This window comes from Petrimonas sp. (genome assembly GCF_963921705.1).
Classification (GTDB): Bacteria; Bacteroidota; Bacteroidia; order Bacteroidales; family Dysgonomonadaceae; genus Petrimonas; species Petrimonas sulfuriphila.
The window spans coordinates 1,349,298-1,362,389 of the sequence record NZ_OY997410.1 but is presented as its reverse complement, the minus strand read 5'-3'; the positions used below and the strand labels follow the sequence as shown (position 1 = coordinate 1,362,389).

The window sequence follows — 13,092 nt, the reverse complement described above, 5'->3', positions numbered from 1 at the left end:
TTAACCTTTTGTGTCAATACATATTAGGTTCAAAAACTTACTCTCATGTCTTCAAATAACACCAACCAACGAATCAATTTTGCGTCTACAAAAAACCCACTCGATTTTCCTGATTTTCTGGAAATTCAACTCAAGTCGTTTCAGGATTTTTTGCAACTTGACGCTCCCCCCGAAAGCAGAAAAAATGAAGGATTGTATAAGGTTTTCACGGAAAATTTTCCCATTGCGGACACCCGTAATAACTTTGTCCTTGAATTTTTAGATTATTTTGTCGATCCGCCACGCTACACTATTGAAGAGTGCATAGACAGAGGGCTTACCTACAGTGTTCCGCTGAAGGCCAAACTTTATTTATATTGTACCGATCCCGATCACGAAGATTTTGCACCCGTTATTCAGGACGTTTACCTGGGAACCATTCCGTACATGACCGATAAAGGCACCTTTATCATCAACGGAGCAGAACGGGTTATCGTATCTCAATTACACCGTTCGCCCGGTGTATTCTTCGGTCAAAGCGTACATGCCAACGGCACGCTCCTCTACTCTGCCCGGATTATACCGTTCAAAGGTTCATGGATTGAATTTGCTACGGACATCAACAACGTGATGTATGCGTACATCGACCGAAAAAAGAAATTACCTGTAACCACTTTGCTTCGCTCCATAGGTTTTGAAAGCGATAAAGATATCCTTGAAATCTTCGACCTTGCCGAAGAGGTGAAAGTAAGCAAAGCCAACCTGAAAAAGGTTATTGGTAGAAAACTAGCCGCCCGCGTGCTGAAATCGTGGATGGAAGACTTCGTGGACGAAGACACCGGCGAAGTAACTTCCATAGAAAGAAACGAAGTAATCATTGAGCGGGAAACTATTCTCGACCAGGGGCATATCGATGACATCCTGGAAGCGGATATCTCCTCCATCCTGTTGCACAAGGAGACTTCCAACTCGTCCGATTACTCCATCATATACAACACCCTGCAGAAAGACCCCAGCAATACGGAAATTGACGCCATCCGGCATATTTACCGTCAGCTTCGCAGTGCAGAACCGGCAGACGATGCCAGTGCACGCGAAGTGATCAACAACCTTTTCTTCTCCGAGAAACGGTACGATTTGGGAGACGTGGGGCGCTACAGAATGAACAAAAAACTGGGTCTCGATATCGATGAGAGCATTCGTGTATTAACGAAAGAAGACATTATTGAGATTATTAAATACCTCATCGAGCTCGTGAACTCCAAAGCGGTGGTGGACGATATAGATCACCTGAGCAACAGGCGTGTCCGTACCGTTGGGGAACAACTATACTCTCAGTTCGGTGTTGGCTTGAACCGCATGGCGCGCATTATCCGTGAAAGGATGAACGTGCGTGACAATGAAGTGTTCACCCCCATTGACCTGATCAATGCAAAAACCATCTCTTCCGTTATCAATACGTTCTTCGGCACGCATGCGCTGTCGCAGTTCATGGATCAGACCAATCCGTTGGCAGAGATCACGAACAAACGCCGTCTTTCTGCGTTAGGCCCCGGCGGCCTCTCACGTGAACGTGCCGGTTTTGAAGTGCGTGACGTGCATTATACGCACTATGGACGTCTGTGTCCGATTGAAACACCCGAGGGGCCCAATATCGGCCTTATTTCTTCGCTCTGCGTTTACGCCAAAATCAACGACCTGGGCTTTATCGAAACACCCTATCGCAAAGTTGAAGACGGTGTGGTTAATACCCGGAACGAAGAAGTGGTTTATCTTTCAGCGGAAGAAGAAGAAGAAAAAGTGGTTGCACAAGGAAACGCTCCGTTAAACGAGAGCGGCGAGTTTATTTTACCGCGTGTGAAATCGAGGCTCGAAGCTGACTATCCGCTTGCCACACCCGAGGAAGTGGACCTGATGGACGTTTCGCCCATGCAGATCGCTTCTATTGCCGCATCACTTATACCGTTCCTTGAGCACGACGATGCCAACCGCGCACTTATGGGGTCGAACATGATGCGTCAGGCGGTTCCGCTTATTAAAAATGAAGCTCCTATTGTCGCCACCGGTATAGAAGGTCGGCTGGTTAAAGATTCCCGTACACAATTGATGGCCGAAGGAAACGGAGAGATCATTTACGTGGATGCCACCACCATCAAGATAAAATACGACAGGACGGAGGAGGAAGAGTTTGCCAGTTTTGAGGATTCTATCAAGACTTACGACATTCCTAAATTCCGTAAAACCAACCAGAATACAACCATCGACCTGCGTCCGATTTGCAAGTTGGGACAAAAAGTTTCCAAAGGCGATATCCTGACCGAAGGTTTTGCTACGGAGAACGGAGAGCTTGCTTTGGGCCGGAACCTGAAAGTGGCGTTCATGCCCTGGAAAGGATACAACTTTGAAGACGCTATTGTTTTGAACGAAAGGCTGGTCAGCGAAGATGTATTTACTTCGGTTCACGTGGAAGAGTTCTCTCTCGAAGTGCGTGAAACCAAACGTGGGTTGGAGGAACTTACTTCCGACATACCCAACGTAAGTGAAGAGGCCACCAAGGATCTCGATGAACACGGGATTATCCGTGTGGGTGCACGCGTTAAGCCGGGCGATATTCTGATTGGAAAAATTACTCCGAAAGGGGAATCCGACCCATCACCCGAAGAAAAACTGCTTCGCGCCATCTTTGGCGACAAGGCAGGCGACGTGAAAGATGCTTCTCTAAAAGCTTCGCCATCACTTAAGGGTGTGGTTATCAATACGAACCTGTTCTCAAAAGCCGCTAAGAAAGGCAAAAGCAAGTTGTCGAACAAAGCGCTTCTTCCCAAACTCGACGAAGAGTATGAGAACAAGATGGAAGAACTGAGAAAGTTGCTTATCGATAAACTCCTGCACATTACCGAAGGCAAGACGTCTGCCGGCGTGAAGGATTACACCAATATGGATATTGTTCCCAAAGGAGCTAAATTCACCCTGAAGGTTCTTTCGGATATCGATTACCAGTCGGTTCAATTGAGCAAGTGGACAACCGACGCTCACAAAAACCAATTGATCCGCACAACGGTCATCAACTACTTGCGTAAGCACAAGGAACTGGATGCAGAACTTAAACGCAAGCGTTTCGACCTGACCATCGGCGACGAGCTTCCCTCGGGAATTATGCAGATTGCCAAAGTATATGTAGCTAAAAAACGCAAAATCCAGGTCGGCGACAAAATGGCCGGACGCCACGGAAACAAAGGGATCGTATCAAAAATTGTTCGTTCGGAAGACATGCCTTTCCTTGCCGACGGAACTCCGGTCGACATCGTGCTGAACCCGCTGGGTGTACCTTCGCGTATGAACCTGGGGCAGATTTTCGAGACGGTGCTCGGATGGGCTGGAAAAGAACTCGGCGTAAAATTTGCAACACCCATTTTCGACGGCGCATCGTTAGATGACCTGAATGAATGGACAGACAAAGCCGGTATTCCCCGCTACGGGAAGACCTACCTGTACGACGGAGGAACAGGCGAACGTTTTGACCAACCTGCTACCGTGGGCATCATTTATATGTTGAAACTCGGACATATGGTGGAAGACAAGATGCACGCCCGGTCCATCGGCCCATACTCGCTCATCACGCAGCAACCCCTCGGCGGGAAAGCCCAGTTCGGGGGACAGCGTTTTGGAGAAATGGAGGTTTGGGCGCTCGAGGCTTTCGGCGCGTCGCACATCCTGCAGGAAATCCTTACCGTTAAATCCGATGACGTTGTCGGACGTTCAAAAGCTTACGAATCCATCGTGAAGGGAGAAGCAATGCCGCAAGCCGGCATCCCCGAATCGTTGAACGTACTGCTTCACGAGCTTAAAGGCTTGGGATTGAGCGTAGAACTTGATTAATAATAACTCTTTATAAAACAACAATATGGCATTTAGAAAAGAAAATAAAATAAAGAGTAGCTTTTCAAAAATAACCATCAGTTTGGCATCTCCCGAACAAATACTGGAAAGTTCATTCGGCGAAGTGTTAAAACCTGAGACCATCAACTACCGCACCTACAAACCGGAGCGCGACGGTTTATTTTGCGAACGCATTTTCGGCCCCGTAAAAGATTACGAATGCCATTGCGGCAAATACAAGAGAATCCGTTACAAAGGTATTGTCTGCGACCGTTGCGGAGTTGAAGTTACTGAAAAGAAAGTACGCCGTGAGCGTACCGGACACATCCACCTGGTAGTTCCGGTGGCACACATCTGGTATTTCAGGTCATTACCCAACAAAATAGGTTATCTGCTGGGTATTCCTACCAAAAAACTGGACTCTATCATCTATTACGAAAGGTATGTGGTGATCCAGCCGGGCGTACTTGAAGACAAAGTAGCTGAAAAAGACTTGCTGAGCGAGGAAGAATACCTCAACTTGTTGGATACGCTCCCCAAGGATAACCACCTCCTGGAAGATACCGATCCCAACAAATTCATTGCCAAGATGGGTGCAGAAGCTATCCTGGACATGTTGGAACGAATCAACTTGGATAAACAGGCCAACCAACTGCGCCACCGCGCAAGCACCGACACCTCTCAACAACGTAAGAACGAAGCGTTGAAACAACTTCAGGTAGTGGAAGCCTTCAGGGGATCCAAAAGCGTTAATAAGCCGGACTGGATGATCATGAAAGTGATTCCTGTGATTCCGCCCGACTTACGCCCGTTGGTCCCGCTGGACGGTGGACGTTTTGCCACTTCCGACCTCAACGACCTCTACCGCCGGGTAATTATCCGCAACAACCGTCTGAAAAGGTTGATCGATATTAAAGCGCCCGACGTGATCCTGCGCAACGAAAAACGCATGTTGCAGGAAGCCGTTGACTCTTTGTTCGACAACTCCCGCAAATCAAGCGCCATTAAAACCGACTCGAACCGTCCGCTGAAATCGCTTTCAGACAGTCTGAAAGGGAAACAGGGACGCTTCCGTCAGAACCTGCTCGGTAAACGTGTGGACTATTCCGCCCGTTCGGTTATTGTTGTCGGACCCGAGCTTAAGATGCACGAGTGCGGGATACCCAAAGACATGGCCGCAGAACTCTACAAGCCATTTATCATCCGCAAGCTCATTGAGCGCGGTATTGTAAAAACGGTAAAATCAGCAAAGAAAATCGTTGACAGGAAAGAACCTGTGGTTTACGATATCCTGGAGTACGTGATGAAAGGACACCCTGTCCTTCTGAACCGGGCCCCCACCCTTCACCGTTTGGGTATTCAGGCCTTCCAGCCTAAACTCATCGAAGGGAAAGCCATTCAGCTTCACCCGCTATCGTGTACGGCATTCAACGCCGACTTCGACGGTGACCAGATGGCCGTTCACTTGCCGCTTGGCAATGAAGCTATCCTGGAAGCACAGGTACTGATGTTGGCTTCGCACAACATCCTTAACCCCGCCAACGGCGCTCCCATTACCGTTCCCTCACAGGACATGGTATTGGGATTGTATTACATCACAAAGATACGTCCGGGAGCACAGGGCGAAGGCATGACTTTCTACGGTGAAGAAGAAGCCATAATCGCGTATAACGAAGGGAAAGTGGATATTCACGCACTGGTAAACGTTTTGGTTGATGATATCGACGAAAACGGGGACCCCGTACGCAAAATGCACCAAACCACCGTTGGGCGTGTGATTACCAACGAGTATATCCCAAAAGAAGTGGGATACATCAATGAATTGCTCTCGAAAAAATCGCTCCGCGACATTATCGGAAAGGTCATCAAGACTTGCGGAGTGGCGCGTACCGCCCAATACCTGGACGACATCAAGGACCTGGGGTACAAAATGGCGTTCAAGGGCGGATTGTCTTTCAATCTTGAAGATGTGATTATCCCGAAAGAGAAGGAAGACCTTATCCAACAGGGTTACAACGAGGTAGAACAGATCATGGACAACTACAACATGGGGTTCATCACCTACAACGAGCGCTACAATCAGATCATCGATACATGGACGCACATCAACTCCAAGTTATCGAATATCCTCATGAAGCAGCTTGCCGAAGACGACAAAGGATTCAACTCCGTGTACATGATGCTCGATTCGGGCGCTCGTGGTTCACGCGAGCAAATCCGACAGCTTTCCGGCATGCGTGGTTTGATGGCTAAACCGCAAAAAAGCGGTGCCGAAGGGGCTCAAATCATCGAAAATCCCATTCTTTCAAACTTCAAGGAGGGACTTTCGGTATTGGAGTACTTCATCTCCACTCACGGTGCACGAAAGGGTCTTGCCGATACCGCACTGAAGACGGCCGACGCCGGTTATCTGACCCGCCGTTTGGTGGACGTTTCCCAAGACGTCATCATCAACGAAGTGGACTGCGGCACCCTTCGCGGATTAGTTGCCACGGACATCAAGAATAACGACGAGGTAATTGCTTCGCTTTACGAACGTATCCTAGGACGAGTTTCCGTGCACGACGTTCCTCACCCCACCACCGGAGAAATACTGGTGAGTGCCGGAGAAGAAATTACGGAAGAGATCGCTGAAAAAATAGACAAATCACCCATCGAACGCGTTGAAATCCGTTCGGTACTTACCTGCGAATCCCGCCACGGTGTTTGTGCAAAATGCTACGGAAGAAACCTGGCTACCGGACAAATGGTGCAAAAAGGAGAAGCTGTGGGTGTTATTGCTGCGCAATCCATCGGGGAACCGGGTACACAGCTTACGCTGCGTACGTTCCACGTGGGAGGTATCGCTTCCAACATTGCCGCCGAAAACAGGATAATCACCAAGTATGACGGTATCCTGGAATTCGAAGAGCTTCGTTTTGTGGAAACCCAGGACGCTGAAGGCAAAACCTACAAGGTGGTAGTGAGCCGTTTGGTGGAAATGCGGATCATTGACCCCAACACCCGGATCGTCCTGTTGTCTCACAATATTCCCTACGGCTCCAAGTTGTACTTCAACGATAACGACAAAGTGAAGAAAGGCGACCTGATATGCGAATGGGACCCCTTCAACGCAGTAATTATCTCCGAAGCAACCGGTAAGATCAAGTTTGAAAATTTCCTGGAAGGTATTACCTACAAAGTAGAATCGGACGAACAAACCGGATTGAAAGAGAAAGTCATTATCGAATCGCGCGACAAGACAAAAGCTCCATCGGCCCATATCGTGAATCAGGACGACGACGTACTTCGTACGTACACATTGCCGCTCGGCGCTCACATCGTGAAAGGTGAAGACGACGAAATCAAAGTGGGCGACGTACTGGTAAAAATTCCCCGCGCAATTGGAAAATCGGGTGACATTACGGGAGGTCTTCCTCGCGTTACCGAATTGTTCGAAGCGCGTAACCCCTCCAATCCAGCTGTCGTTTCCGAAATTGACGGTGAAGTATCGTTCGGTAAGATCAAACGCGGTAATCAGGAGATTTCCATCACGTCTAAAACGGGAGAAATCAAGAAATACCTTGTTCCGCTGTCAAAACAGATACTTGTACAGGAGAACGACTTTGTACGTGCCGGCATGCCGTTATCCGACGGTGCTATCACTCCGGCAGACATTTTGGCGATCATGGGTCCTACTGCAGTTCAGGAGTATATCGTGAACGAGGTACAGGATGTATACCGTTTGCAGGGTGTAAAGATCAACGACAAGCACTTCGAAGTTATTGTCCGTCAGATGATGCGTAAGGTAGAAGTGGTTGAGCCGGGTGATACCCGTTTCCTGGAGCAGCAATTGGTAGACAAGCACGAGATGATGGAAGAGAACGACCGCATCTGGGGTAAAAAAGTGATCATCGATGCGGGAGATTCCCAAATCTTCGAACCGGGACAAATTGTTACCGTTCGCAAGCTGCGCGATGAGAACAGTTCGTTGAAACGCCGCGACCTGAAACTGGTTGAAAGCCGCGATGCAATTCCGGCAACCGCCAATCAGGTGTTGCAGGGTATCACACGTGCCGCATTGCAAACCACCAGCTTCATGTCAGCCGCTTCGTTCCAGGAAACCACCAAGGTGCTGAACGACGCAGCCATCAACGGAAAAGTAGATACACTGGAAGGGTTGAAAGAGAACGTTATCTGCGGTCACTTGATTCCGGCCGGAACCGGCTTGAGGGAGTACGAAAAAATAATTGTAGGCTCAAAAGAAGATTTCGATAAGATGAATGCTAACAGGCGTTCGCCCTTGTATCAGGAAGTAGAAGAAGAGGCATAACGGGACAGGTATCCCGACGCTGTTAAATAAATAAACCCGCAGGATGGTGCGAACCACCTGCGGGTTTTGTTTATTACACCCCTATCCAGGTGTGTAGGGTTAAGGGAGTTATTGCTGTTCCAGCTTCAATGTTCTGCTCGGCTGATCGCATACTTCGGTCGGCCCGAAATACTGAATGGGCCCCGGATAAACATAATCGGTCTCAATCGCCCATTTTTCCCGTTGGCTGGCAAAGTACCGGAACGGATTGCCGTCGAGCTTAACCAGTGCCTTTTGTATAACCGGTTTCATCTCCCCGTGACGACGCTCCATGTTCATCATCATCGTAATGGGTATCCCGCCGGCAATCCATTCAGACGCGGGAGCAGTTGTGTTGCGTACCGATGACATGTATCCTGTTTTACCTGCTGCAACTAACATCGAAGCAGTATATCCCAACGAGTAGCAGTAATCCGCATCGTAATTCGACGGTGCGGCACAACGGCCTTCGTATCCGAAAAAGTGGGTTATGGTAGCAAATTTTCCCGAATATTTTCCTTCTTTTTTCCACTCGTCGAGCCGGGTTTTCACCATTTCCGCCAACAGTTTTTCCGTTTCTATCAGAGAAACCTGTACGTTTCCGTGCGGGTCACGGTCTAGCGTTAACTGGCGCGCAACCGTTTCAGGAAGACTGGCATAAATTTCGGAATTTTTAGGTGAAAGTTTGCCTATGATGTAATCTCGTTTTCCCGAACGGCGTACCAAATCGAACTCAGCCTGGTTGTGTGCCAGGAAGTCATTCAACTCAGCTATCAGCGCCTTCATGGCTGGAATAAACTCAATCAGACCTTCCGGAATCAACACCGTTCCAAAATTCATTCCCTTTTCTGCGCGATGTAACACTACGGTGGCAATATCGTTAACAACATCGTCGAGCGATTGCTGCTTCGCTTCCACTTCCTCAGACACGATACAAATATTGGGTTGTGTCTGTAACGCACATTCCAGGGCGATGTGTGAGGCAGAACGTCCCATCAGTTTAATGAAGTGCCAGTACTTGCGTGCCGAATTACAGTCGCGTTGGATGTTTCCAATTACTTCGGAGTAGACCTTACAAGCGGTATCAAAGCCAAACGATGTTTCTATCTGTCCGTTTTTAAGGTCACCGTCAATGGTTTTCGGACAGCCAATTACCTGCACACCGGCATTAATGGATTTGTAATATTCGGCCAGCACACATGCATTGGTGTTAGAATCGTCTCCACCAATAATAACCAGCGCCCGGATATTGAGTTTCTTCAGGATTTCCAATCCCTTGTCAAACTGTTCTTTCTCTTCGAGCTTTGTACGTCCCGAACCAATAATATCAAATCCACCCGTGTTTCGATATTCATCGATAATATCCGCAGTAAGTTCTTTATATTCGTGGTTTATCAGTCCTGCAGGACCCAGGATAAACCCATAAAGCCTGCTATCAGGGTTCAGCCGTTTGATCCCGTCGAAAATTCCGGCAATCACGTTGTGCCCGCCGGGAGCTTGTCCTCCGGATAGAATAACACCCACATTTACGGGATTCTCCAATCCCATTTCTCCCCGGGATTCTTCAAAAGTGATGATGGGCATTCCGTACGTGTTGGGAAACAGTTTTTTAATCTCCTCCTGATCGCTCACCGATGCAGTAGCTGCACCCTCTCTGGGCTGCACATTACCGTTCAGGACCTGTGGCATCTTGGGGACATAACTGGCCCTTGCAATTTGTAAAGCACTTTTTGACATTTTGTTCTAATATTTAATAGATTTATTTCTTATTGATGGTTTGCCTGAAAAAGAGTTCAAATTTAGCAATTTTTTCTGAGATGCTCAAACGATTGGTAATGCTATTTTTATCCTCTTCATTTTCATTGTACAATTTTAAATTTAGCAAACTTCAGCAGCAGTTGTTTCTGTCCGGCAGAGTCAAAATCCACAAAAGCCCGTTTATCTCCTCCCGATTGTTCAATGGAAGTGACTACTCCCCTGCCGAACCGTTCGTGTTCAATCACGTTTCCCTCTCTCAGTTGTCCAGCTTCTTCGGAGAGCTGCAAGGAAGAATTTTCGGTCCGGTTGACAGGAATCCGGCTCGACGGTCTGACAAACACGCTGCTTTCCCTTTTTTGCCGCAACGATTCCCAAAAGCCATCGGCCAACTCATCCCGGGCAGGGGTCAACGCCTTTTGCTCCATCAACAGGAAGCGGGGATCGATATCCTTCAGAAACTGGCTTTCGCGTGTAGCGTTTGTGCTTCCATTCCTAAAACGGCTCCTGGCAAAAGTAACGGTACACGTTTTTTTTGCCCGGGTGATAGCCACATAAAACAAGCGTCGTTCCTCCTCCAAACCTCGCGGCTCGAATTTTGCCATGCTCGACGGAAAGAGGTCTTCTTCCATCCCCACCACAAAAACATGATTGAATTCCAACCCTTTGGCAGAGTGCACCGTCATCAGGGTGACTTTCTCGTTGCCTTCATCGTCACCGGTGTCTTGATCGGTAAGCAGAGATACTTCCGAAAGGAAGTCCACCAACCGAACGTCTTCCTCTCCCTGTTCCTGCCTTTCAGACACAAATTCGTTTATGGCATTCAGCAATTCCTGAATATTTTGTGCCCGGCTCATCCCTTCTGGGGTCAGGTCTTCGTAAGCCTCCTTAACGATACCCGTATTTTTCAGTACCGTTTGAGCCAGTTCATAAGCGTTCTGCGTTTCGTTACCGGCAATAAATCCGTTTATCAGTTCGTGAAACAGCGCAAGTTTCCGGGCTGTGCCCGTATTCACGTCCAGGTTATATTGCAGCGGCGACGAGAGTATCTGCCACAAGCTGACGTTATGCAGACGGGCGCTTTCACTTATTTTACCTACCGTAACATCGCCAATTCCGCGTGTGGGGTAGTTCACTATGCGGCGAAACGCCTCCTCATCTCCGGGATTTACAATAAGCCGGAAATAGCTGATGATGTCTTTTATCTCCTTTCGTTGATAAAAAGAAAGCCCCCCATAAATAACATACGGAATATTTTTCTTGCGCAGCGACTCTTCAAAGATACGCGACTGGGCATTGGTACGATAAAGGATGGCAACATCCGAAAATCCGGTATGCCCTTCGTAGCGCATCCGTGCGATTTTATTGGCTACGATAAGCCCCTCCTCAAAATCGGAAAAGGCACTCACCACTTCAATTTTCTCACCCTCTTCGTTTTCCGAGAAAACCTCTTTGAAGATCTGCTCCTTATTTTTTTTTATAAGACTGTTGGCAGCGTTTACAATGTTTTGCGTGGACCGATAATTTTGTTCTAGCTTAAAAATTTGCGTCTGGGGGAAAGTGGATTTAAATTTCAGGATATTGTCGATATTGGCTCCGCGAAACGAATAAATGCTTTGCGCATCATCACCCACCACACAAACCCGGTGATGCAGTTCTGCCAACTGCTTTACGATAAGGTGTTGCGCGAAATTGGTATCCTGATACTCGTCAACGAGCACAAACTGAAAACGGTTCCGGTAATCTTCCAGCACATCGGGGTTATCGCGCAGCAGGATATTGGTATACATCAACAGATCATCAAAGTCCATGCTGTTGGCGGCCTTCAGCCGGTTTTGGTAACGCTGGTAAATTTCGAACAGTTGAGGGCGTTTGGAAGCACGGTCGTACTCAATTATCTCCCTGTTCTGGGCATACATTCCAGGCGTTATCAGACCGTTCTTCGCTCTCGATATCTGGTTATGAACAGCTCCCGGCCTGTACACCTTGTCGTCCAGCTGCATCTCTTTAATGATTAGGCGTACCAGATTAGAGGAATCGGAAGAATCGAAAATTGTAAAATTAGGAGTGAACCCAATCCGTTCAGCCTCGTTCCGCAATATACGTGAAAAGATGGCATGAAACGTTCCCATCCACAACTGACGTGCTTTCTTTTCCCCCACCAAGTCGGCAATCCGCGATTTCATTTCCCGAGCAGCCTTGTTGGTAAAAGTCAGCGCCAGTATATAATATGGCGGAAGGCCCTGTTCCAGCAGGTAAGCAATTTTATAGGTCAGGACACGGGTTTTTCCCGATCCGGCACCGGCAATAATCAGCGACGGGCCATCACAGAACTCAACGGCTTCGCGTTGTTTGGAATTTAATTGACTGAGGAGATGCTCCATTTTTTCGAATAATATAGTACAAAAATACGATTTTTAAGCGTACCGTCATAAAAAAACCGCTCTCGGTTGAGAACGGTTTTTATAATTGTTCATACTCTCTCTTAAGCGTGTGGACGTAATTCAACCGAAAGTCCCATAGCGGCTACAATTTTATAGAAAGTGCCGATGGTTGGCACAATCAACCCGCGCTCAACCCGTGAAATGTACCCTTTATCTACCCCAACACGTTCTGCCAATTGTTCCTGGGTAAGACGAGCACTTTTTCGAGCATCCATCAATATCTGTGCGTTATAATCTTCCCATGCTTCCTGTTCTGCTTGCCGCCTTTCAGGTGAACCGGGTTCGCCAAACTCTTTTTCCAATTCAGCGCTGATATCGTAAAGTTCAATCTTCTTTCCTTTCATAATATTCATTTTTTAATCTGATGGCTTTTTCTATTTCATTCTGTGGTGTTTTTTGCGTTTTCTTCTTAAAACAATTGAGTAATACAACAATTGTATTTCCATCGTAAATAAAGAAAATTCTAAATTCACTATTCCCATAACTCACTCTAAATTCGAAAATTGAATCTCGAATATATTTAATATAATGATACGGGATTTTTTCTTCTTCACTAAATAGCAGCAGGGCCTTTAATATTTTTCTGCGTTCATTACTACTTAATGTTTTCATGAACGATTCATAATATCCTCCGTAAGCTACTATTTTTCGTCCCATAAGACAAAAGTAACAAAAGTTATATCATAATACAACTTTTATGGTAAA

General features: G+C 47.3%; 6 protein-coding genes. 2 read left to right on the top strand and 4 right to left on the bottom strand.

What is annotated here, in order from left to right:
• The first annotated feature begins 45 nt into the window (after positions 1–45).
• Positions 46–3,858, top strand: a complete 3,813-nt coding sequence (gene rpoB, locus AACM02_RS05645; protein WP_339116326.1) for a DNA-directed RNA polymerase subunit beta — start codon at positions 46–48, stop codon at positions 3,856–3,858.
• A gap of 25 nt (positions 3,859–3,883) precedes the next feature.
• On the top strand, positions 3,884–8,170 hold the full coding sequence (gene rpoC / locus AACM02_RS05640) for a DNA-directed RNA polymerase subunit beta' (protein ID WP_339116325.1): 4,287 nt from the start codon (positions 3,884–3,886) through the stop codon (positions 8,168–8,170).
• Positions 8,171–8,278: 108 nt separating this feature from the next.
• Here the strand turns inward: rpoC and AACM02_RS05635 are convergent, their stop codons facing one another.
• The 4 genes from AACM02_RS05635 to AACM02_RS05620 form a co-directional block, all read right to left on the bottom strand.
• Positions 8,279–9,925 (bottom strand): diphosphate--fructose-6-phosphate 1-phosphotransferase, encoded by a 1,647-nt coding sequence (locus AACM02_RS05635; protein ID WP_214062407.1) that lies wholly within the window; start codon positions 9,923–9,925, stop codon positions 8,279–8,281.
• 122 nt (positions 9,926–10,047) lie between these two features.
• The gene (locus tag AACM02_RS05630; protein WP_332457333.1) at positions 10,048–12,327 is read right to left on the bottom strand and encodes an ATP-dependent helicase; all 2,280 of its coding nucleotides are present in this window, start codon (positions 12,325–12,327) and stop codon (positions 10,048–10,050) included.
• A gap of 101 nt (positions 12,328–12,428) precedes the next feature.
• Positions 12,429–12,731: a helix-turn-helix domain-containing protein gene (locus AACM02_RS05625; RefSeq protein WP_332457334.1), complete on the bottom strand. Its 303-nt coding sequence runs from the start codon at positions 12,729–12,731 to the stop codon at positions 12,429–12,431.
• Entirely contained in the window at positions 12,712–12,999 is a 288-nt protein-coding gene (locus AACM02_RS05620) for a type II toxin-antitoxin system RelE/ParE family toxin (RefSeq protein WP_332457335.1), read from the bottom strand. The genes AACM02_RS05625 and AACM02_RS05620 overlap by 20 nt, the downstream gene beginning before the upstream one ends.
• Between the last annotated feature and the right edge of the window lie 93 nt (positions 13,000–13,092).

What these genes read in the sequence shown, in the direction of transcription:
- AACM02_RS05625 (WP_332457334.1), bottom strand. Translation starts at nt 12,731, where the DNA reads ATGAAAGGAAAGAAGATTGAACTTTACGATATCAGCGCTGAATTGGAA.
- rpoC (WP_339116325.1), top strand. Translation starts at nt 3,884, where the DNA reads ATGGCATTTAGAAAAGAAAATAAAATAAAGAGTAGCTTTTCAAAAATA.
- AACM02_RS05630 (WP_332457333.1), bottom strand. Translation starts at nt 12,327, where the DNA reads ATGGAGCATCTCCTCAGTCAATTAAATTCCAAACAACGCGAAGCCGTT.
- AACM02_RS05620 (WP_332457335.1), bottom strand. Translation starts at nt 12,999, where the DNA reads ATGAAAACATTAAGTAGTAATGAACGCAGAAAAATATTAAAGGCCCTG.
- AACM02_RS05635 (WP_214062407.1), bottom strand. Translation starts at nt 9,925, where the DNA reads ATGTCAAAAAGTGCTTTACAAATTGCAAGGGCCAGTTATGTCCCCAAG.
- rpoB (WP_339116326.1), top strand. Translation starts at nt 46, where the DNA reads ATGTCTTCAAATAACACCAACCAACGAATCAATTTTGCGTCTACAAAA.